The organism is Virgibacillus halodenitrificans, assembly GCF_001878675.1.
GTDB classification, from domain to species: domain Bacteria; phylum Bacillota; class Bacilli; order Bacillales; family Amphibacillaceae; genus Virgibacillus_Q; species Virgibacillus_Q halodenitrificans.
On record NZ_CP017962.1, the window covers coordinates 1,295,208 to 1,318,207 of the forward strand.

The following is a 23,000-nucleotide window of genomic DNA, read 5'->3' on the forward strand; positions in this document are numbered from 1 at the left end:
TTGCGAGAGGAAAATCCCGTCTGAATGTCTACCATAAGGATGCTGACGGACATTGCGAGAGGAAATCTGGTCTTGAATGTCTATCATAAGGATGCTGACGGACATTGCGAGAGGAAAATCGTGTCTGAATGTCTATCATAAGGATGCTGACAGACATTGCGAGAGGGAATCTGGTCTTGAATGTCTATTATAAGGATGCTGACGGACATTGCGAGAGGGAAATCACCCTTAAATGTCTATCACTCAAAGGATGACAGACATTGCAGCGAGAAAACAGCCTCCCAATGTCTACCGTTCAAGCGAAATGAAGTTCCCCCTCCACACCATTCACGACAAAAATCCCACCATCCTTCAGATGGTGGGTAGTTTCACATACTCTATTCCTGATATGCTGGCTCTGCTTGATGCTTTTTTTCTGTTTCATTAATAACTGTTGTTGCAACTAAATCACCAGTTACATTTAGGGCAGTTGCTCCCATACCAACAAGTGCATCAATTGCTGTTAAGATAGCGACTGCTTCCATCGGTAAGCCGACTTGGGCAAATACAGTTGCGATCATTATAATTCCAGCCCCTGGAACGCCTGCAGTACCAATAGTTGCCAAGGTTCCTACAATAACGATTTGCAGCATATCTGTGAATGTTAATGGATCTCCAATAATATTGGCAGCAAAAACTGCAGAAATGGCAATTCGTATGGCAGCGCCATCCATATTTACTGTAGCTCCGAATGGGAGGCTAAACCCGTACAAGCCTTTATTAAGATTCAATTTTTTGGCTGCATCCAATGTTAATGGCAATGTGCCTGAACTGCTCTGGGTAACAAATGCTGTTAGTATAGGTGTTCTGGCATGTGTGAAAAAGTCTTTGAGAGAAACTTTGGTGAAGAGCATAAATAGGATATAAACGGCCACTTGGACAAGTAACGCGACATACAATACGAGAACCATGTTGCCAAGTGATGTTAATGTTTCCACACCTTGATTACCAACTGTTTTAGCTATAATAGCAAAAATCCCAATAGGTATATATAGCAAGATAGCTTGCATAATTTTAAATGTTGCTTCATTTAAACCTTCAATTACATTGTAGACAAGTTCCCCTGTTTCGCCCCATTTTTCTGAGGAACGCAAAGCAGAAATAGCTATTCCGAATACCAATGCGGTAAAAACAATGCCGAGCAGGTTTAACTCGGTAAAGGCTGTGAAGATATTATCTGGCACAATACTTAGTAGTACACTCATAACACCTGGATTTTCAGGTACTTCAATTTTTTCATTAGTATCGATTGTCATACCCGTTCCTGGTTCAAAAATGCTGCCAATCGTAATACCAACAATAATAGCCAGAGCGGAAGTTATCACATAATACAAGAAAACTTTACCACCCATTCTTCCCAGATTACCTATTTTTGTCTGGTTCACTCCAACGATTAATGTAAAGGTAACCAGTGGAATAATCATGAATTTCAATAGGCGTAATAATAAATCACCAAATGGTGTTAAAATAGCAGCATCTTTTCCAAATATTAATCCAGCAATTACTCCTAGAACAAGAGCAAGACTGATCTTTAAAATAAGTGATGATTCCACATATTTCTTCCACATTCTTTTCAATTTTTACTTCCCCCTTTTATATTAAAAGTACAATGATCAATAATTGAGATAATGTACATCAAATTACTCGGAATTGTTTCCTAACAATATAGTATATGAAGCCCACTTGTCAAAGACAATGCTCTAACCTAACATCAATATGAAATCTAGGGGAGTCTAACCTTAAATAACGTGTTAGGATAGGAAATATAATCTATCTAATGGAGGGATGAGGTATGTATGTATCTATTTTTAACGAAATAGTACGAATCATGCATGAAGATTACGCAGGTTGTTTGGATAAAGCAGGACAAGATCGGCCTGATTTATTCCGGAAAAGGATTTTGGAGTTAGATAAGACTGGTATAAATGATCAGCTTTTTATTGAAATAGTAAAGGATTACTTACTCGATTTTCAGGATCGCCATATGCACTTTGGTAAAGCGGGTGCAGCTGCTTCCAAATTAAACGCAGGATTTCAGGTAAGAAGATTTCGTGAATCCTTGGTAGTAACACGATGTGATATGGAGAACAGATTGGTGCCAGGGGATGAAATCATTGCTTTGGATGAGGAAGGTATTTTGGAGTTAGTCCAACGACACAAACGGCAGTTGATGGAAACCAATGCAGAGAGGGAGAATTGGGAATCGATTTTACTCCTCTACACGAATGCAACAGTAAAGAAAGTGAGTGGAGAGGTACAATCCTTAAAATTGCAAAAAACTCCAAAGCAACCAGTTCCTCCTATTTACTCTTTTAATAAAATTGCTAGTGACCTTGCTTTAATGGTGTTAACTGACTTTATGGACGAAAATGCCATCTCAGAACTCATCCGTGAAAATGAAGAAACACTTTCTTCTATTAAAAATTTAGTTATTGATGTAAGGATAAACAATGGTGGAAGTGATTTGGCCTTTATGAAAATACTTCCTTATTTATTTGAAGGTGAAAAAATCAATTTGGCTGATTTTGATGATGGTAAAATGCTGACAAATTGTACAGAACGTAATGTGGATTTACGTGTAGAACTTTTAAAAATTGCTGCGCACAGAGTGAAGGATAAAGAAACAGTACTGCAAATTAAAGAACTGATTAAGGAATTAAAGAGGAATCGAGGTGCAGGTTTTGTAGAGCTCGATTTCGGTACAAAAGAAGATAGCTTTGTTTTAGCAACAAAAAGGGGACCTGAAAAAATAATCATATTGACAGATGTTTATTGTGGTAGTTCTGGTGACTCCTTTGTAGAGATTTGTAAGCATTCACCCAAAGTAACGGTCGTTGGCAGACCAACCTTAGGGCTGAATGATTACGCTAATCTGGCAATTATGAAACTGAATAATAAATTTGAATTATGGTATCCCACTTCTAAGCTTTCCAACGTGGATGACGGGAAGGGAATGACTGGAATAGGAATCAAGCCGGATATTTATATTCCATGGACGCCTGCTCATTTACAAGAAGATCTAGATATGAAAAGAGCTCTGGAAATTATATATGCAATAAATTAATAAAGGCAAACCCTCAAAATGTTTACAATTGTCAAGCTGTGGTAAAAGCAATTGTATATATATTCAGGAGGGTCTCGATGAAACAGATAGTCAGGCTAATAACAACAGCAATAATAGCAGGTGTTATACTTGCCTTAAGCTTAAAAATAATTCAGATCACCACTGGAAATCCAGCTTATATTTTATTATTTAATATGGATTATATACCTGTACTAAAGCAATGGAATGATGTACCGGGAGCGGGAATGCTCTTTCACTTTATTACATGTATAGTAAGTGTTATTGGCTTGTTTTATATTCTCAAACTATTTAATTGGGAAAAAGTAGCCAGTCTTTATGTGGCTGTGTACACGATTGGTGGAGGTATATTATTTTTCTTAAGCGCATTGACAGAGACGCCACCAGCTTATACAAATGCAGCAGCATGGTTTTATTGGACAATTGGACATGCTATTTTTGGGGTTACAGTCGGTTTACTAATAAAATCTATCAGCTCAAAGCAATAAGGTAGCGGGTCTGGAGAATAGATTCGTTCAGACTTTAAACTCACCTACATATTAGCTGCTTCAAAAAAATACAATAGAGAAAGGATTTTTTTGGAGGGGCTAATGTGCGGAAAAATTTAGGCATCATCTCTTCTGTTCTGTTTTTAATGGCATTGGTTTCATGGTTGCCTATTTATGTAGACGTAAAAAGTTTTTCAGAACAAAGTGTATTTTATGCAACAGGGGGTGTGGTGACTGGGCTTTTTTCTTCTCCAAGTGGATACAAATTTATTGGTTTAATAGGGAATGGTCTTGTACTTGTATTCCTTGTCGTGCTGCCATATTTCTTTTAATTTAAAGTGAGAAATCCATACAAATTAGCAAGGGGGGAAGCCATGAACAACCATCCGAAAGTTGATTTTACTGTAAGTAAATGGAATGCGGTTTTGAACTTGCTCTCGTTATTTTGTATAATATGTTCGTTTATTTATGTTTTTACTATTTATAAAGAGCTGCCGGATCAAATCCCAATTCATTTCAATGCAGCGGGGGACCCGGATAACTGGGGAAGTAAAGCTACCATTATTCTTATGCCTTTAATTGCTTTGATACTTTACGTTCCACTATATTTACTAAGCAAACACCCGCACGTATTTAATTATCCGTTTAAAGTAACAGAAGGAAATGCAAGAAGCATCTATCCGTTAGCACAGCTATTCATGACAGTGATTAATTTTGAAATGGTGGTTATGTTCACCTATTTATCATTTACGATGGCTGGAAATCAACTTGGAGAAGTTTTTTTTCCCTTGATTATCGTTGTCCCCATTACGACAATAGGAGTATTTTTTGGTATTCTTTATCAAAAACACCGTCAGCATGACCAGCTAGATGACTGATTTGTATATTCTTTTTAATTTAGAAAACACCAGCAATTTACGTATGCTGGTGTTTTTCTTTAGCAATTTTAGCAAGTTTTTTATTATCGTAGTTATTTTTCAAAAACATATAAAATGATGCTCCGAAGATAGCGATATAACCAATGATGCTCCACATGTCAGGAATTTGGCCAAACAAGACAATACTGATTAAAGCTGAGTACACGACAGTAGAATAGAAGAAAATTGAAATTTCTTTTGCAGGCGCATATTTATAAGCAACGGTTATCCCAAATTGACCCACTGTTGCAAAGACACCTGCTGCAAGAAGATAAATCCATTGCTTCATGGACATTGGTTCATAAAAAATAAGGACAAAGGGAAGTAAAATCATTGTTGTAAAAAAGGAAAAATAAAAAACAACTGTATAAAACTGTTCTTTACTTCCAAGTACACGCAAAACGGTGTATGCACCAGCTGCAAATACAGCTGATAGGAATCCTGCCATATAGGGAATGGTTTCCACGTCGAATTCTGGTTTTATAATAAATAGTGTACCAGCAAAGGCAATAAGAATTGCGACGATCTGAAATCTTCTCACATGCTCTTTTAAAAATATGGCAGCAAAAATAATCGTTAAAAATGGGCTCATTTTATTCAACATGTCTGCATCTGAAAGAACCAAATGATCAATAGCATAGAAATATAGAACAATACCTATGGCACCAAGTGAAGATCGTAACAATAAAATTTTCTGATTTTCCTTCTTACCAAATAATCGTTCTTTATAGTATTTTACAAACCCAAATGCTATGACCATGGATACTGCATTTCGAAACATGGTTTTTTGAACGGTAGGCACATCTCCAGACAGTTTCACGAAAGCTGCCATGAGAGAAAATCCCATTGCCGACAATAGTAATAAAATGATCCCCTTATTTTTGTCACTCATAGGCTCCTCCATTTATTCATGTTATTTACCGCTACCTATATTAGTACAAAAATTTTATTTTGCCTAGTAGAGAGGGTTGACGCACTCAATTGCATGTAATTTCTTTATATTGATAGAAAATCTATCCAGATTAGGTGGGGTATGATAGAATATAGTTTATTTTATGAATATAAAGCGAGGTGCCTTGTTGTGAATCCACTATTAATCGAGTTTCCACATGAATTTGAGACAGAGAGGCTGCACATACGAATGCCGTTACCAGGAGACGGGAATATTGTGTTTAATTCTGTTCAAGCTTCCCTCCCGGAACTTAAATCCTGGATGCCTTTTGCTCATTATGAGCAGTCAGAAGAGGCAACAGAAGCAAATATTCGTGAAGCCCATATTAATTTTCTTAAGCGTGAAGATTTACGGTTACTCGTTTTTTTAAAAGAAACTGGGCAACTTGTATGCTCTTCCGGTTTACATCGGATTAATTGGCAGGTACCTAAATTTGAAGTGGGATATTGGGCTGATTCACGTTTTACAGGTAATGGGTATGTTACAGAAGCTGTTACAGGTATTACTAATTTTGCCTTTACTGAACTAAAAGCCAGGCGAATGGAGATCCGCTGTGACAGTAGAAATTTAAAAAGCAGAGCAATACCTGAGAGAATTGGGTATAAATTAGAAGGCATTTTACAAAATGAGGATACTGCAGTAGATCGTCCTGAATTAAGGGATACTTGCATCTATGCCAAAGTTTCAGTATAAGTTTCTTTCCCAAGCTCATAGTTAGCTTGGGATTATTTATGACCATAAATAGAAAATGTTATAAATTAAGAAGTATTGATAAAATTGTATAAATAATGGAAATTTGAGATAATATTTTTGGTTGCTTATGCCAATATTGAGTGAGTTGTAGAATTATAACCTTATATATTGTGACTTCAATATTATATTTTCTTATTGGCCCTTAGAGAGGGGGAAATGAATATGCTTGTTTGCCTATTCATCGTGGGAGCTTATTTGTTTGGGTGCATAAACGGGGCCTATTACGTAGGAAAAATGCTTAAAAATAGTGACGTAAGAAAATTGGGTAGTTCTAATGCCGGGGCTAGAAATGCGGGCAGGGTATTCGGACGAGAAGCATTTATCTATACTGTAATCATTGATGCTGTGAAGACTGTCGTTCCTCTAGCTATAGTAATCTATCTATTTGGAGAGCGGCCGCTAATTCTGGGAATGATTGCAGGAGCAGTTATGGTGGGACATATTTGGCCAGTACAGCTACAGTTTCAAGGCGGGAAGGGAGTTGTTGTATATCTGGCGGCAGCATTAGTTCTTGCACCTCTGGCTTTACTAATAACAGGAATAGTTGTATTTATACTTTTCATACTAAAGAAAGACATCACCATCGCTGGCTTAATAGGATTTTTTGTCATACCCGTCACGCTGTTTATTAAAGCAGAGTTTATTCTTGCAGCAGTTTTCAGTATCCTATTGTTTATTGTGATTTTTTTACATAGAAATGGGGAAGGAACATGAATGAGTGTACATCGATTTTATATAAGCTGGCTGATAACAAAGCAGAGTTAGATCAAATTCATCAACTAAACTACGAAACATTTGTTGAAGAGATACCACAACACGAGAAAAATACGACAAGAATATTGGTGGACCGTTTTCATGAACAAAACACATACATTATTGCCAAGCTTGCCGGGAAAGTAATTGGAATGATCACTGTAAGAGGTGAGAGACCCTTTTCCCTTGATCAAAAGCTTAGCAATCTAGATGAATATCTACCAGCAGATGCCGTTCCATGTGAAATTCGTTTATTGTCCATAAAAAAGGAGCACAGGGGTGGTAGCGTATTCTATGGTTTGTGTGAAAAGTTAGTTTCCTATTGTTTAGAGCAAGGCTTTAATATGGCTCTTATCTCAGGGACGACAAGACAAACAAAGCTTTATAGGCATATTGGATTTAAACCATTCGGTCCGCTTGTAGGCACTAGTGAAGCTCCTTATCAACCGATGTATTTAACAGTTGAAGGCTTTGAAAAATCCACTCCGGCCTTTGAAAGGTTAATGAAACGAGAAAAAAATACAATGAACCATTCCTTTCTGCCAGGCCCGGTTTCTATTTCAGGCAACGTAAAAAAAGCATTTGAAAGACCGGCGATTTCTCACCGTTCAGAAAGGTTTCTGGAAATTTTTCGGGGTGTACAGAAGAAATTATGCAGCTTGACTAATTCTTCATTTGTGGAAATTGCAGTAGGAACTGGAACACTTGCCAATGAAATGGTCGCAGCACAATTATCAACAATAAAGGGTAAGGGGCTTATCCTTTCCAATGGGGAATTTGGTGACAGATTGATTCAACAAGCGAACAGGTGGCAGCTGGATTTTGAAACATTTCAGAAGTCATGGAATATGCCAATTACAGCAGATGAAGTGAAAAAAAGGCTGGCAACGAATCCGGAAATTAACTGGCTGTGGACGGTGCATTGTGAGACTTCCACGGGCTTTGTTTTTCCTATAGAAGAATTAAAATCTCATTGTAAAAGGAATCAAGTAAGGCTTTGCCTGGATGCATGCAGTAGTCTTGGCGTCCTTCCCATAGATCTAAAGGATGTTTATCTGACGGCAAGCGTAAGTGGCAAAGGAATCGGCTCCTATCCAGGATTAGCTTTTGTTTTTCATGAAGACCAACTAGAACCTCATACTTGTATTCCCAGTTATTTGGACATAGGATTGTACCAGCAAAAGAACGGAGTGCCGTTTACGCATTCATCTAATAGCTTATTAGCACTTCATGAAGCGCTTAAACAGACCCAACCAGCATCAAGAGAGCTTGCTGCACGAATTTCTCATCGCTTTCTACATGAGGGAATGGATGTTATATGGGGAGAGAATTATTCACCAGGTATTCTAACGATACGATTACCTGCCTTCATTGATTCAATAAAATTTGGTGAAATGCTGAGGCAACGAGGAGTGTATATAAGCTACGAAAGCAGTTATTTACTGAAGCGTAATTGGATTCAACTCGCATTTATGGGGGCACAACCTGATACTGACGTAATGAAGGCAGTTGACTTGCTTATTCGTTTGTATCGTTCTGTTAAGAAAAAGGAAGGAAGCTTCCAATGAAAAAAAACTTGAATTTTATATCTCGCCACCTTGTTGCTATTTCTGTAGTGATTTTATGGTTGAAAACAGTAATTATAACCTGGACTCAATTTGATGTAACGTTAAACACATGGCAGGATGTACTCCTTTTAATAATGGGGCCATTAGGAATCATCATGATACTTATGGGGATAAGCTTCTTATTTTCAAAGCAAGTTCGTCCGGTTATTTTTATTGTTGCATATTTTCTTATAAGTAGCTTGCTCTATGCCAATTTGCTTTATTACCGATTTTATATTGATTTTGTAACTGTCTCCGTCTTGCTGCAATTGAGTAATGTAGGGGGATTAGGTCCAAGTACAGCTGAACTCATTTCACCATTTGACTTGCTTATTATTGCAGATATTGGTGTGATAATTTACTTACTAATACGGATGTATAGAAAAAACAAGACAATGCATATGCCCCAAAAAAGAAATTATGCAATGACAGGCTTGGTGTCTATCGCGCTTACCTTCAGTATTGCAATGTGGAATAATCCATATTTATTAACAACTGGTTATGACAGAGATCAAATGGTTCAGCAAATAGGCTTGTATAATTACCAGATTGTTAATCTAATTGATGGACTTCAGGCACCATTAATGAAAGTAGCCGCAGATGAAAAAGTTGCTATTAAAACAGCAGAAGATGTTCAACCTGACGGAATAAGGAGGTCGGAAAACTTTGGACTTGCGCAGGGGAAAAATTTAGTGCTCATCAGTCTGGAATCAACGCAAAATTTTGTAATCAACAAGCAGATAAATGGGGAAGAGATTACCCCTTTTTTAAATGATTTAGTAAAAGAAAGCTTTTATTTTCCTAACATTTACGATCAGACAGCACAGGGGAAAACCTCCGATGCAGAATTTATGGTTGATACAGGTCTTTACCCTTTACCAAGTGGTTCTGTAAATGTCAGACGGCCTGAAAATCATTTCGAATCCTTGCCAAAAGTGCTCAAGCGAACAGGTGATTATAAGATTTTTGCTTTTCATGGAAATGATGCTTCATTTTGGAATAGGGATCAAATGTACCAATCACTTGGCTATGATCATTATTTTTCAAAAAAAGATTATAAAGTAACTGAGGACAATTCAGTTAATTATGGGATAAAAGATATACCTTTTCTAAAACAGTCACTAAAAAAAATGAACAATTTACCTGAGCCATTTATGGCAAAGCTTATTCTCATGACAAATCACTTTCCGTTTTTACTCGAGGATAAAGATCAGTTTATTTCCCCTGCTGATACAAGTGTGGAGGTAGTTAACCGTTATATTACGACAGTAAATTATCAGGATAAAGCATTGGAGCAATTTATCTCCTCTATGAAAGAAAAAGGTTTATACGAGAATAGCATTTTTGTGTTTTATGGAGATCATTATGGGATTTCAAGAAAATATGAGCAAGGTGTACACGAATTGCTTGGACAAGAACAGAACCCATTAAATCATTTAGATCTACAAAAAATCCCACTTATTATCCATATACCTGGGCAAACCGGGAAAGAGATAAAGACTGTCGGAGGGGAAATAGATATTCATGCTACACTTCTTGATTTATTAGGAATTCCTGCTGAGGAACACATTACTTTAAGCAGAAATCTTTTTACAAGAAATGAAGAACAGCCTGTCGTGTTTCGAAATGGGGATATTGTAACAGAAAAATATGCTTCTATTGATCGCAAATGCTACAACAAAGAATCAGGGGAAGTAATTGAGACATCTGCATGTGAAAAATATTTAGAAATAGGTCGCCAGGAACTCCAACTTTCTGATGAATTAATATTTGGTGATTTACTACGATTTGTTAAGTGAAATAGTAAGTCTTTTTAGTGTAATACATCTATGCTAGTTAACGAGGCAGTTTTATGTTTTAACGTAAAACTGCCTCGTTGCATTTGAATATATAAGCAAATCATAATATACTTATATAAGCTTGTAGGAGGTGAACATTGTGGAAAATTTGGATATAAATAAAGCGGCCCCTTTATTGAAGTTACTTGGCGACAGAACTCGTCTAACGATGGTGAAAATATTGGATAATCATGATTGTTGTGTATGCGAATTTGTGGAAATCTTCAAAACGAGTCAATCTTCTGTAAGCCAACATCTTCGAAAGCTAAGAGATTTAGGACTTGTACAAGAGGAGAGAAGAGGTCAATGGATATTTTATTCGTTGCAAAAAGAGAGTGAATATTATTCATTTATTCAGCAGATCCTGAATCAATTGCCTAGTCAGGATGGTAAATTAAAAGAATTAGAAGAACAAGGTTTACGAATTACTTGTTGTTAAAAGGAGGAAAGTAAATTGTCATCATCTGTTCTGCTTGCATCATGTATATTTTTACTCACACTTATTTTGGTTATATGGCAGCCAAAGGGTTTGTCCATTGGTTGGTCTGCTTGCGGCGGAGCTGTACTCGCTTTACTAGCTGGAGTAGTAGGTTTTCAGGATGTAATTGAAGTTACGGGGATTGTATGGAATGCAACATTGGCATTTGTAGCAATTATTTTGATTTCTTTAATTTTAGATGAAATTGGATTTTTTGAATGGGCAGCATTACATATGGCTAGAGCCGCCAGAGGCAATGGATTGAAAATGTTTATTTATGTGAGTGTATTAGGAGCTATTGTTGCAGCTTTTTTTGCTAATGATGGTGCAGCACTAATTTTAACACCAATTGTTTTAGCAATGGTTCGTAACTTGAATTTCCAAGAAAAAATGATATTCCCATTTATCATGGCAAGTGGATTTATTGCTGATACCACATCACTTCCATTAATTGTTAGTAACTTGGTTAATATTGTGTCAGCAGATTTCTTTGACATTGGTTTTGTAGAGTATGCAACAAGAATGATTATCCCTAACTTTTTTTCTTTAATAGCAACCATACTTGTGCTTTTGGTTTATTTTAGAAAAAGTATTCCACGACACTATGACATGGCGCAACTGAAAAAGCCAGTGGAAGCAATTAAGGATAGGAAGATGTTTAACTTGTCCTGGATAGTTCTTGGCATACTACTGATTGGATATTTTATAAGTGAGTTTATTAACCTGCCTGTTTCCATTGTGGCAGGAATTGTAGCGATTTTCTTTATTTTAATGGCCGGGAACAGTCATGCAGTAGACACAAAAGCTGTTATAAAAGGTGCTCCGTGGGCAATTGTGTTCTTCTCTATCGGTATGTATGTCGTAGTATTTGGTTTAAGAAATGCGGGGCTTACTGATGTCTTGGCAAATATTATACAAAAAAGTGCAGAACAAGGATTATTTGTAGCTACGATTGCAATGGGTTTTATCGCAGCTATTCTATCTTCCATTATGAATAATATGCCGACGGTTATGATTGATGCAATCGCTATTGCAGACACAAATACAACTGGTGTGATGAAGGAAGCTTTAATATATGCAAATGTAATTGGTTCGGATTTAGGGCCTAAAATTACGCCAATTGGTTCCCTTGCTACTCTTTTATGGTTGCATGTGTTAGCTCAAAAGGGAGTTAAAATTTCCTGGGGGACTTATTTTAAGATTGGAGTCACATTAACAATTCCCATTCTACTTATTACATTAATCGGGCTTTATCTCACGCTAGTAATTTTATAATAAAAAGGAGGATCAACAATGAAGGAAAAAACAATTTATTTTTTATGTACGGGTAATTCCTGCAGAAGTCAAATGGCTGAAGGATGGGCAAAAAAAGTTCTGGGTGATAAATGGACAGTAAAAAGTGCAGGAATCGAAGCGCACGGCTTAAACCCAAATGCAGTAAAGGCAATGAAGGAGGTTGGTGTTGATATTTCAGACCAGAAATCTGAGACCATAGATAGTGAGACCTTAAATAATGCAACTTTGGCTGTAACACTTTGCGGAGATGCAGCAGATAAATGTCCAATGACACCACCACATGTAAGGCGTGAGCATTGGGGATTTGATGACCCTGCTAAAGCAGAAGGGACGGAAGAAGCGCGTTGGGAGGTATTTCAACGTGTAAGAGATGAAATTGGGGAAAGAATAAAGCAGTTTGAGGAAACCGGGGAATAATAGAGAGTCAGATCTTCAAGTCCAGTTACCAAATATGGCTGGAAGATCTGATTTTTTTTAGTTTTTTTAATAAATCTACAAAGCTTATTGTAACAAAAGATGAAAGGATAATTATACTGGTTGGGGATTATTAACTAAGATTTTTTCCTATAGTAAAAGACAGGTTTTAAGGTGAGTGTCTCTGATCGTCATAAATCCGTAACACCTACTGAATATTTTCCAATTTTTATATGTTATTATATATATAAGAAGTATTGTTCATTACTTCACAAACTTTTTTCGATATGGAGGTTAGTAAAATGGCTAATAAAGCTTGGGATCATTTTACCAAAGGGAAATGGCAAAAAGAAATAGATGTTCGCGATTTTATCATTCAAAACGTTACACCGTATGTTGGTGACGAATCATTTTTGTCTAAGGCAACTGATTCGACGAAAGCTTTGTGGGATCAAGTAATGGAATTAACCAAACAAGAGAGGGAAAATGGTGGAGTACTTGATATGGATACTGCGATTGTATCGACGATCACTTCACATGGACCAGGTTATCTTGATAAAAATAAAGAGAAAATTGTTGGGTTCCAAACGGACCGTCCATTTAAACGTTCCCTACAACCATTTGGTGGGATTAGGATGGCTGTGGATGCATGTAATGCGTATGGTTATAAAGTGGATGAAGAAGTACAGCATATCTTTACTGATTACAGAAAGACACATAATGCAGGCGTATTTGATGCATACACTCCAGAAATGAGAATGGCGAGAAGAGCTGGGATTATTACTGGATTACCTGATGCATACGGCCGAGGACGGATTATTGGCGACTATCGCAGATTAGCATTGTATGGTGTAGATCGTCTCATAGAAAATAAAAAAGAAGCATTGGCTGGGGTTGGAGCCAATGGGGTAATGAGCGAGGAAGTCATCCGTGATCGTGAAGAAATAAATGAACAGATTCGTGCATTACAAGAATTAAAGCAGCTTGCTGAAATTTATGGCTATGACATTTCAGAACCAGCAACGAATGCACATGAAGCATTTCAATGGTTGTATTTTGGCTACCTAGCAGCAATAAAAGAACAAAACGGAGCTGCAATGAGTCTTGGACGCGTTTCCACATTCTTAGATATTTATATGGAAAGAGATATAAGAAACGGATTTCTAACCGAGGAGGAAGCTCAAGAATTAGTTGATCATTTTGTAATGAAGCTCCGTCTCGTTAAATTCGCCCGTACACCTGATTATAATGAACTATTTAGTGGTGATCCAACATGGGTTACGGAATCTATTGGTGGTATGGCAAATGATGGTAGATCACTTGTTACGAAAAACGCTTTCCGTATGCTTCATACCTTAGATAATTTGGGACCAGCACCTGAACCAAACTTAACTGTGCTATGGTCTGAAAACCTGCCAGAGAAATTTAAAAAATACTGTGCAAATATGTCTATCAAAACAAGCTCCATTCAGTACGAGAATGATGATATTATGCGGGAAATTTATGGGGATGATTACGGTATAGCGTGCTGTGTTTCTGCAATGACCATTGGTAAGCAAATGCAATTCTTTGGAGCACGTGCCAACCTTGCTAAAGCTTTGCTATATACCATTAATGGAGGCGTTGATGAGAAAACCTTTGCACAGGTAGGCCCAAATTATGCACCAATTACATCTGATGTACTCCAATACGATGAGGTTATGGAGAAATATGACAAGATGCTTGATTGGCTTGCAGGCTTATATGTAAACACATTAAATGTTATCCATTTTATGCATGACAAATACAGTTATGAACGCCTGGAAATGGCATTGCATGACAGAGAAATAGTAAGAACAATGGCATGCGGAATCGCTGGATTGTCTGTGGTCACTGATTCATTGAGTGCAATAAAACATGCTACTGTTAAGCCAATTCGGGATGAGCAAGGTTATGCAATTGATTTTGAAATCGTTGGAGACTTCCCTAAATATGGAAATAATGATGATCAGGCAGATGAAATCGCGGTTAATCTCGTTAAACGTTTTATGAGTAAGATAAAGCATCATAAAACATATCGTAATTCCGTACCAACTCAATCGGTACTAACTATCACTTCTAATGTCGTATACGGAAAGAAAACAGGGAACACACCGGATGGAAGAAGAGCGGGTGAACCTTTTGCTCCAGGTGCCAATCCAATGCATGGACGGGATACAAAAGGCGCATTGGCATCTTTAAGCTCAGTAGCCAAGCTGCCATATGAAGATGCTTTGGATGGAATAAGTAACACCTTCTCCATTGTTCCTAAAGCCCTTGGAAAAGATGAGGAAACAAGAAAGGGTAACTTAGCTGGTATGTTAGATGGGTATATGATTAAAGGCGGCCATCACTTAAATATAAACGTGTTTGATAGAGAAACATTGCTTGATGCAATGGAGCATCCGGAGGAATATCCGCAGCTGACTATTCGTGTATCCGGATATGCTGTTAACTTTATAAAGCTTACAAGGGAACAGCAAATTGATGTTATAAATCGAACATTCCATGAAAGTAGATAGTCAGCTGGTAAAAGCAAGCTTTTGGAAAGGAATGATGAAATATGAAGGGGAGAATCCATTCCGTTGAAACATTCGGTACAGTGGATGGCCCAGGAGTAAGGTATATTGTCTTTATGCAGGGCTGTCTGTTACGCTGTCAATTTTGTCATAATCCGGATACGTGGAAAATCGGTGACGGTAAACAGGTAACGGTAGATGAGCTCATTTCAGATATCGAATCCTACCTTCCATTTTTTAAGTCAACGAATGGGGGAGTCACTGTAAGTGGAGGAGAGCCATTATTACAGGCTAAATTTTTGGTAGAGTTATTCAAGGAATTAAAAAAACGTGGTATTCATACAGCCATTGACACTTCAGGCGGGTGCTTCTCCCACTCCCCTACATTTTTGAAAACATTGGATGAGTTAATGGAAGTAACGGACCTTGTTTTACTAGATTTGAAACAAATCAATCCTGAGAAACACGTAAAGCTCACCGGTCTTTGCAATGATCATATTCTAGACTTTGCGAACTATTTGGCTGAAAAGAAGATTCCTGTATGGGTTCGCCACGTGCTTATTCCTGAAGTCACAGATGTTGATACAGATTTGGAGAAGCTTTCACAGTTTATAGATATGTTGCCAAATGTGGAAAAAGTAGAAGTGCTCCCTTATCACCAGCTGGGTGTATATAAGTGGGAGGCACTTGGACTTGAGTATACTTTACAAGATACGAAGCCACCGACCAAGGAAAGAATAGCGAACGCGGAACGTATTTTGGCAAGGGAAAGTTAAAAAGAATAAAAAAACAGAGAAGCTTAGCTCCTCTGTTTTTTAGTATTAATCGTCTGGAAAAGGTATCATTTACAAAAATAATAGAATTGAGAAAGGAGTTTTACAGGTTCATATAGAAATTTTAAGGAAGGCAGACTAATAACGAGCTTTGCGCTTTTCTAAGAAAGGGGAAACAAATGATGGAACGACATCTATTTTTATATGGCGGAAGTCCTCCATTCGGAGAACGGTTTGGTAAACGTTTTGCAGATTTGGCACTACCTGAACAAGGTAAGGTTGCCATCTTATTTATCCCGAGGGACGGATGGAAGCAGTATATGCGCATTTATACTGCTACATTAGCTGCTTATGGACACAGTAAATTTGAGTACCTACCTCTTATGGAAGATTTGGAAGAGGAGAATACCAATAAATTGGTAAACTGTTCCGGAATTATTATCAGTGGTGGTGAAACAGAGAAATATCAAGAAAGAATAGTAAATACATCCATTGGTAAACAAATAAACATACTTTATGAACAGGGAACCCCTGTTGCAGGCTTTTCTGCAGGCGCGCTACTATCTCCAGCACATTGCATTATCCCTCCAATTGACAATACAAGAGGGGAAAAACTATTGCTTAAAGGAATGGGTTTCCTAAACGATGCAGTAATTAGTGTACATTATTCAAAATGGCAGGAAGATAAAAATTTAAAGACAAATGTGGAGGAACTTGACGTATCAGTCGGTTACGGTCTGGATGATGGAACGGCAGCTTATTTTAGAGATGGAAAGATTGAAGAGATAGAAGGAGAAGGTTTTTATGTTGAAAGAAAAGCACAGGTGTTATAATTTTTCTCTTTAGCAAAGGCGGATGAGACAAGGGTCCATCCGTCTTTGAAAAGTGTGCTTCTCTTTGCATAGATTGAGTAGTCGTTTCTTTTTAAGCTATACCCGCTTCAACCTACATATTCCAGGTTTTTTTTGCTTTATCAAGTCTGTCTGGATGAACGGGGGATTTTTGCAATGGAGAGGGGCAAAGTTGGTTGTAGGCGCTTATTTTTTTGTTGATTTCTTTGATATCTTGTTCGGTAGCTGCAGTATGAATCAACCGTGTTATTTCTTTTTGAAGCTTTAACCATGGTGGTAGATAGCCATTTTCCTTAGCTACTCTTTGGAAATTTTGAAATAAATCGTATTTTGTATTGGCTTTGGGAATCGGCTTTCCTTTTCCAGGTCCACTGTAGTTATCTTTTTCCCCCGCTGCATCCAGAATGTCACCAATCAAATCATTGTACTTCTTATCCATTGATTCACACTCCTATTCATTTTTTGGTATGTGTCATTCATATTATAAGATATTTTAATTATATGATAATTATGGTAATGTGAGAACTATAATTGGAAAACTTTGTAATTAATGTGAAGCTTCAATAAAGGAGAATGCATAGTGAAAGATACAGCTGGTTTCCAAGTCAGGTTTTTGGCTACTATTTTAGATGTTATTATTATTACCGTAACGGTTGGTGTTCTTTCTTACTTTTTATTTGGAGTAGTTTTTCAAGACGAACTTAGGTGGGTTGATGCTATCGAACCGTTATACAACTTATTACTTCCAGTGATATGGGGAGGTTATACGCTGGGAAAACGAATGACACATATTCATATTATTAAAATGACAGGAGAAAAAGTAACCTTATGGACTATGTTTCTTAGGTATATCGTTAGCGGAGTAGTTTACGGGCTAACACTAGGTGTGGGGGTTATTGTAAGTGCTTTTATGGTAGGGATAAGAGAGGATAACCGTGCTACTCATGATTTTATTGCCGGTACACGTGTAGTTTATGATACTAAAAATGATGCAGAAAGCAGATGATAGCAATAATGAAAAATACAGATCGTTATATGATTGATGAAATAGAAGGGTATTCACCAAACATAGGGAGATTACTTTCGATGATGGAATATACTAGAATGACAACACTAGAAGCGGCCGCTAATCTTTCGAAAGAAGCACTGGACTATCGTATTGATGATCAAGGGAATTCGATAGGCTGTTTGCTATATCATATGAGCTGTGTGGAAGAGGTCTATCAAATTATAACATTTGAAGGCAGAGGACCTAACGAGAAGGAGATGGATAGGCTCCACTTAGGGCTTACCCTTGGTGAAGATGCGCATGAACAGATAAGGGGAAATAAACTGGCATATTATACAGATAGATTACATGCTGTTCGAGAAGTATCATTCAAGAGATTTAAAGAAAAAGAGGATGATTGGTTGGATGAAGTGTCTCCATTTGGTCCAGATCACTTAGCCAACAACTACTTTCGCTGGTTTCATGTTTTTGAAGACGAGTTAAATCACAGGGGGCAGATTCGTATTATTCGTAAACATTTGGAGAGGAATCAAATTAACCCATAAGTATTTAGATAAAATGATTTTAAAAGAAGAAATGAAGGTTATGACCTAAATCTGTTAACAGAAAAGTATAGTAGGGCCGCCAGTTTTAGCTGCCCTACCCCTTTGTTTTAATTATAAAGATTTGCAATGAAGTTTATGCTATGTTGGCATTAAAACCAGCCTTTTTTCTTAAACCACATGTACATAGCCACGGCAATTATTCCCATGACACCAAGAGAAACAAAATAGCCGTATTTCCATGTCAATTCAGGCATGTATGTAAAATTCATTCCATATATACCTGCTATAAAAGTCAAGGGAACAAATATCGATGTGATGATAGTCAAAACCTTCATAACATTGTTTGTTTGGTGTGCGTTTAAAGATAAATAGCTATCCCTAATATCTGCAGTAATTTCTCGATTGGACATGATCATTTCTGAAATTTTCAATAAATGATCATAAATGTCAGAAAAATACTCTTTCCTTTCCCTCACACCAGCCTGGTGCTGGGAATTTAACATGCGATATAGTAAATCCCGCATTGGATTGACGGTATGTCTAAGATTTACCAGCATATGCCTAATATCAAATAGTTCTGTAACCAAGTCATTCATCGTTCTGTTATTTCTATTATCCTCGATGACATCCAATTCATCTTCAATGTCATAAATTAACGGAAAATAATTATCTACTATTTTATCAAGAATTTGGTGGAATACATCATACGTATCCCAGTTTTTCGTTCCGTTCTGTCCAAGGAGTCTGTCTTTAACTTGAGTTACTTCCATAGATGGTTGATGGTGAAATGTAACGATAAAATTCTCACCTACAAAAAAGTCCAGTTCTTCTTTAATGAGTTCATCCTTCTCCAACCGTACACTGTGGGTAACATAAAACGTATAATCCGTATAATAATCCAGCTTAGGACGTTGTAATCTGTGCATACAATCTTCAATAGCGAGTGGATGAAATTGAAATACTGTTGTGAGGTAATTAACTTCCTCATCCGTGGGCTGGTTAAAATCTGCCCAGATCCATTTATAATTAGAAAAATGAAAAGATGTTATTGGTATGTTTTTTTCTAGTTTTCCTTGTGCGGTTACTCCATATAGATGGATCAATATAAATGCTCCTTTCCTCTTCAGTGGTTATCACTATCTATTTACCCTTTTTAAATCCAAAACAATCGGCTTGCAGAAAGAAAAAATATAGACCTTTTACTAACAAGGATTGTTTAAACTTGTTAAAATGGGAATGTAAAATATGCAGACAAATGAAGGTCTAGGCCGTTTTGTTGGGTGTTGTGTTTCTGCATAAATACTAAGTAAATTGGAAATATTACTTTCCTGTCATTTTTTAATAAAAGGATTAACTTTTTTATAAGGGTGGAATAATCCTAGAGGGCAAATTATGCCCGTAAGGAGGAGTAACAAATGGCAAAAACTTTTGTACTGGGTGGTACAGGACTGCTCGGTTTTCAAACGATTAAAGAATTATTAGCTAAAGGGTATGAAGTAAAAACAATAGCAAGAAAAGAAAAACTAATGAATCAGCTGATGCCTGAGGAAGTGGAGAAACATTTAGGAGATATTAATACATTATCAGATGAGGAAATAGTGGAGCTGCTTCGGGATTGTGACAGCTTTGTTTATGCAGCGGGAGTTGATGAACGAACAATTCCGCAGGCACCAGCTGAGAAATTTTATTATGAACAGAATGTATTGCCAACCCAACGTCTCGCACGGCTATCCAAAAGAGCAGGTGTTAAAAAATTTGTGATTCATGGGTCATATCACGTGGAATTTTCTGAGAAATGGCAGGATCTAAATCTTTTTGAAACAGAAGCGTATCCACGAACAAGAAAGCTGCAAGAAGAAATTGCCTTTATGGAAGGTGAAAATGGAATGGATGTCATGGCGTTACGTTTACCATATATTTTTGGAACAATGCCTGGACGTACGCCGCTTTGGAAGATGTTTTTACCTCAGGTAGAGGGGAAAGATGTTGTGCCTGTATTGCAAGGTGGAACAGCTATGGTTACAGTAAAGCAGGTAGCAGAAGCAACTGTTGGTGCCTTGGAAAATGGGGAGCATCAGAAAAGTTATGCTTTATGTGGTGAAAATATGTCCTATGCTGTGTTTTATAAAATTATAGCAGAAGCGCTTGAACAAGAAGATACAGAGATAAAAGTAGTACCACTAGAGCAAATGAAGCCTTCGTTTCAAAAAGCGGATGAAAAACTGGCTTATGAAGGAAAAGAAAGAGCGATCCATGCAGCTCAGACTGCAGAAATGCAAAATAGAGGAGCATATCTTGATCCTAAAGAAACAATGCCCGTGTTAAATTACCAAGAAGATGATATAAAAGAAGCGATTATTGAATCTATTAAAAAAGCGGTAAATTGTTAAAAGCTTATAGTTGCTACTCACCTTAACACTTTTGAAGCTTAGGGAGAGCACTGACCCTTATCAAATAGTTGTTAAAAAAATTGGTATATGATAGACTTTTTTTAATCGAATAGAATTTCCTTCGGGGCAGGGTGAAATTCCCTACCGGCGGTGATGAGGGCTTTGTTCCCTCTCAGTCCGTGACCCGGTTTCTGCATTGAAAACGGTGGATTTGGTGAGATTCCAAAGCCGACAGTATAGTCTGGATGGGAGAAGGAATGACTGGAAAATATGTATTAGTAAACTATTAAAAAAGATGAGATCTATGAAATTGCAGGATGCTTCCGATGCCCTGTAATCTTTTAACGACATCTTTTTCAATGGTTAATTCTAAATGCTTGTTATTCGTCATGTTATAGCCCCGTACTGCCTTTATTGGTGTACGGGGCTTGTCGTATTTAAGAAATAATTTTACTGGAGAAATAAAATAGAGGAAGGAGTACTACTTTGCAGGAAGAGGAATATATGAAATTGGCGCTCTCGATGGCCATAGCAGCCAAAGGGCAGACAAGTCCAAATCCACTTGTTGGAGTTGTTATTGTAAAGGATGGCTTTATTGTTGGCACAGGTGCTCATTTTAAAGCAGGAACACCACATGCAGAAATACATGCTATTCAAGCTGCCGGCGAGCAAGCTTTCGGTGCTGATATATTTGTTACGCTTGAGCCATGTAGCCATTTTGGCCGAACAGCTCCGTGTGCAGATGCTATTATACAAGCGGGAATAAAACGTGTGTATATTGCTTCCCTAGATCCCAATCCGCTTGTTGCAGGTAAGGGGATAAAGAAACTTAGGAAGGCAGGTATCGAAGTAGAAACAGGCCTTCTGGAAAAAGAAGCAGTTGAACTGAATCAACCTTTTTTTCACTTTATTAAAAATAAACAACCTTTTGTAACGATAAAGGCAGCGACCTCATTAGACGGAAAAATCGCTGCAGCAACTGGTGACAGCAAATGGATTACTTCTCCAGAATCCAGACGCGACGTTCATCAACTACGACATGAACATGACGCTATATTAGTAGGCATACATACCATCATTCAAGATAACCCCCGTTTAACCACCAGATTGCCCCAAGGTGGAAAAAATCCCATTCGAATTATTTTGGATACGCATTTACGTATTCCCCTAGAAGCAAATGTTCTTACAGATCAAGCTGTAAAAACAATTATTTATACTGGTAAAGATGCAGATTCAGATAAAATGAGAAAAATTAGTAATGAATTCGTTGAAGTTGTTCAATTGGTTTCAAATGTAATTTCTATTGAAGATGTATTAAAAGATTTAGGTGATAGAAATATAATGACTTTACTTGTCGAGGGCGGTTCTGAGATACACGCTTCTTTTATTGAAGAAAATGCATTTCAACAACTTATTTTCTATATGGCACCAAAAATAATTGGTGGAAAACAAGCTATACCGTGTGTCGGAGGTAGCGGAGCACAACTTGTTGAACAGGCAAACGAACTTGAGTTCATCGACGTAAATCAAGTCGGTTCTGATATAAAAATAGCAGCAAGACCACGAAGGAAGGGATCTACACAATGTTTACCGGAATAATTGAAGAATTAGGCAGTGTAAAGAAAGTAGCACAGCAAGGAAGAGCAATGGAAATTACAATTCACGCTACCAAAATAATGCCAGGAATCAAGCTTGGTGACAGTATTGCTGTAAACGGGATATGTCTCACTGTTACTAGATTAACTTCAACCGAGTTTTCTGTTGATGTCATGCCTGAAACCTTCCGTAGCACTTCTTTATCCACACTTAAAGAGCGTATGGAAGTGAATCTGGAAAGGGCAATGCCTGCAACAGGTAGATTTGATGGTCATTTTGTAACAGGTCATGTAGATGGTGTAGGAGAGATTTTAAAGAAAGAACCTACTGAAAACGCCATTTACTTTCATATTTCTATACCTACGGATTTCTCTAAATATATTGTTATGAAGGGCTCTGTTGCAATAGATGGCATTTCTTTGACTGTCTTTGGAATTGAAGCAGATACGCTTATCGTTTCAATTATCCCACATACTGCAAAAGAGACAGTGCTTGGAAGAAAAGGTACAGGTGATCAAGTTAATTTGGAAACAGACATGTTGGCAAAGTATTTGTATTCCTTTGTACATGAACACAGAGCAGAAGGGAAATTTGAAAGTAAGATAACAGAGCAATTTTTACAACAGAATGGATTCTAGGCTTCATAGATTATAAGTATGTAAGAGTACACATGTCAGTATTC

Annotated in this window: 23 protein-coding genes and 1 riboswitch; of the genes, 19 read left to right on the plus strand and 4 right to left on the minus strand. The window is 37.3% G+C overall.

From position 1 onward, the window contains the following. Nucleotides 1-377: 377 nt before the first annotated feature. Nucleotides 378-1,616: a dicarboxylate/amino acid:cation symporter gene (locus BME96_RS06815; RefSeq protein ID WP_019377291.1), complete on the minus strand. Its 1,239-nt coding sequence runs from the start codon at nt 1,614-1,616 to the stop codon at nt 378-380. Nucleotides 1,617-1,831: 215 nt separating this feature from the next. Between BME96_RS06815 and BME96_RS06820 the strand changes: the two genes are divergently transcribed. From BME96_RS06820 to BME96_RS06835, 4 genes are all read left to right on the plus strand, one after another. Then, nucleotides 1,832-3,103 (plus strand): S41 family peptidase, encoded by a 1,272-nt coding sequence (locus tag BME96_RS06820; protein ID WP_071648720.1) that lies wholly within the window; start codon nt 1,832-1,834, stop codon nt 3,101-3,103. A 77-nt stretch (nt 3,104-3,180) separates the two neighbouring features. Then, nucleotides 3,181-3,609, plus strand: a complete 429-nt coding sequence (locus BME96_RS06825) for a hypothetical protein (protein ID WP_071648721.1) — start codon at nt 3,181-3,183, stop codon at nt 3,607-3,609. 104 nt (nt 3,610-3,713) lie between these two features. Beyond that, a complete protein-coding gene (locus BME96_RS06830) occupies nt 3,714-3,941 on the plus strand; it encodes a hypothetical protein (protein ID WP_071648722.1) in 228 nt (75 codons plus the stop codon). Between the two features lie 42 nt (nt 3,942-3,983). After that, nucleotides 3,984-4,487, plus strand: coding sequence for a DUF1648 domain-containing protein (locus BME96_RS06835; RefSeq protein WP_071648723.1), 504 nt, complete (start codon nt 3,984-3,986; stop codon nt 4,485-4,487). A gap of 37 nt (nt 4,488-4,524) precedes the next feature. Here the strand turns inward: BME96_RS06835 and BME96_RS06840 are convergent, their stop codons facing one another. Beyond that, a complete protein-coding gene (locus BME96_RS06840) occupies nt 4,525-5,418 on the minus strand; it encodes a DMT family transporter (RefSeq protein ID WP_019377286.1) in 894 nt (297 codons plus the stop codon). Between the two features lie 141 nt (nt 5,419-5,559). Between BME96_RS06840 and BME96_RS06845 the strand changes: the two genes are divergently transcribed. From BME96_RS06845 to BME96_RS06890, 10 genes are all read left to right on the plus strand, one after another. Continuing rightward, nucleotides 5,560-6,171: a GNAT family N-acetyltransferase gene (locus tag BME96_RS06845; protein ID WP_231478679.1), complete on the plus strand. Its 612-nt coding sequence runs from the start codon at nt 5,560-5,562 to the stop codon at nt 6,169-6,171. A gap of 222 nt (nt 6,172-6,393) precedes the next feature. Beyond that, nucleotides 6,394-6,945 carry a glycerol-3-phosphate acyltransferase gene (locus tag BME96_RS06850; protein ID WP_019377284.1) on the plus strand — a complete coding sequence of 184 codons (552 nt, stop codon included), beginning with the start codon at nt 6,394-6,396 and terminating at the stop codon, nt 6,943-6,945. Then, entirely contained in the window at nt 6,942-8,552 is a 1,611-nt protein-coding gene (locus tag BME96_RS06855) for an aminotransferase class V-fold PLP-dependent enzyme (protein ID WP_071648724.1), read from the plus strand. The genes BME96_RS06850 and BME96_RS06855 overlap by 4 nt, the downstream gene beginning before the upstream one ends. Continuing rightward, nucleotides 8,549-10,390, plus strand: a complete 1,842-nt coding sequence (locus BME96_RS06860; protein WP_071648725.1) for an LTA synthase family protein — start codon at nt 8,549-8,551, stop codon at nt 10,388-10,390. Before BME96_RS06855 ends, BME96_RS06860 begins: the two co-directional genes overlap by 4 nt. 139 nt (nt 10,391-10,529) lie before the next feature. Beyond that, nucleotides 10,530-10,868, plus strand: a complete 339-nt coding sequence (locus BME96_RS06865) for an ArsR/SmtB family transcription factor (RefSeq protein ID WP_019377281.1) — start codon at nt 10,530-10,532, stop codon at nt 10,866-10,868. Nucleotides 10,869-10,883: 15 nt separating this feature from the next. Beyond that, on the plus strand, nt 10,884-12,182 hold the full coding sequence (locus BME96_RS06870; RefSeq protein WP_019377280.1) for an arsenic transporter: 1,299 nt from the start codon (nt 10,884-10,886) through the stop codon (nt 12,180-12,182). 18 nt (nt 12,183-12,200) lie between these two features. Continuing rightward, a complete protein-coding gene (gene arsC, locus BME96_RS06875; protein ID WP_019377279.1) occupies nt 12,201-12,620 on the plus strand; it encodes an arsenate reductase (thioredoxin) in 420 nt (139 codons plus the stop codon). A 284-nt stretch (nt 12,621-12,904) separates the two neighbouring features. Then, the gene (pflB, locus tag BME96_RS06880; RefSeq protein ID WP_071648726.1) at nt 12,905-15,157 is read left to right on the plus strand and encodes a formate C-acetyltransferase; all 2,253 of its coding nucleotides are present in this window, start codon (nt 12,905-12,907) and stop codon (nt 15,155-15,157) included. A 41-nt stretch (nt 15,158-15,198) separates the two neighbouring features. Next, nucleotides 15,199-15,930, plus strand: coding sequence for a pyruvate formate-lyase-activating protein (pflA, locus tag BME96_RS06885; RefSeq protein ID WP_071648727.1), 732 nt, complete (start codon nt 15,199-15,201; stop codon nt 15,928-15,930). A gap of 176 nt (nt 15,931-16,106) precedes the next feature. After that, a complete protein-coding gene (locus tag BME96_RS06890; RefSeq protein ID WP_071648728.1) occupies nt 16,107-16,760 on the plus strand; it encodes a Type 1 glutamine amidotransferase-like domain-containing protein in 654 nt (217 codons plus the stop codon). Between the two features lie 112 nt (nt 16,761-16,872). On the opposite strand, the gene BME96_RS06895 is transcribed toward BME96_RS06890, so the two are convergent. Further along, nucleotides 16,873-17,217, minus strand: coding sequence for a DnaJ family domain-containing protein (locus BME96_RS06895; RefSeq protein ID WP_019377275.1), 345 nt, complete (start codon nt 17,215-17,217; stop codon nt 16,873-16,875). Nucleotides 17,218-17,358: 141 nt separating this feature from the next. Here BME96_RS06895 and BME96_RS06900 point away from each other — a divergent pair, with 141 nt between their 5' ends. After that, entirely contained in the window at nt 17,359-17,784 is a 426-nt protein-coding gene (locus tag BME96_RS06900; RefSeq protein ID WP_071648729.1) for an RDD family protein, read from the plus strand. Between the two features lie 8 nt (nt 17,785-17,792). Then, nucleotides 17,793-18,332 (plus strand): DinB family protein, encoded by a 540-nt coding sequence (locus tag BME96_RS06905; protein WP_071649973.1) that lies wholly within the window; start codon nt 17,793-17,795, stop codon nt 18,330-18,332. A 149-nt stretch (nt 18,333-18,481) separates the two neighbouring features. On the opposite strand, the gene corA is transcribed toward BME96_RS06905, so the two are convergent. Then, entirely contained in the window at nt 18,482-19,435 is a 954-nt protein-coding gene (gene corA / locus BME96_RS06910) for a magnesium/cobalt transporter CorA (protein WP_071648730.1), read from the minus strand. Nucleotides 19,436-19,747: 312 nt separating this feature from the next. Between corA and BME96_RS06915 the strand changes: the two genes are divergently transcribed. The 3 genes from BME96_RS06915 to ribE all read left to right on the plus strand — a co-directional run bounded on the left by BME96_RS06915 (nt 19,748) and on the right by ribE (nt 22,956). Further along, nucleotides 19,748-20,722, plus strand: a complete 975-nt coding sequence (locus BME96_RS06915) for an NAD-dependent epimerase/dehydratase family protein (protein ID WP_071648731.1) — start codon at nt 19,748-19,750, stop codon at nt 20,720-20,722. Nucleotides 20,723-20,835: 113 nt separating this feature from the next. Beyond that, nucleotides 20,836-20,983: riboswitch (FMN riboswitch) on the plus strand. A gap of 225 nt (nt 20,984-21,208) precedes the next feature. Continuing rightward, nucleotides 21,209-22,321, plus strand: coding sequence for a bifunctional diaminohydroxyphosphoribosylaminopyrimidine deaminase/5-amino-6-(5-phosphoribosylamino)uracil reductase RibD (gene ribD / locus BME96_RS06920; RefSeq protein ID WP_071648732.1), 1,113 nt, complete (start codon nt 21,209-21,211; stop codon nt 22,319-22,321). Next, on the plus strand, nt 22,306-22,956 hold the full coding sequence (ribE, locus tag BME96_RS06925; protein ID WP_019377266.1) for a riboflavin synthase: 651 nt from the start codon (nt 22,306-22,308) through the stop codon (nt 22,954-22,956). Before ribD ends, ribE begins: the two co-directional genes overlap by 16 nt. Nucleotides 22,957-23,000 lie beyond the last annotated feature (44 nt).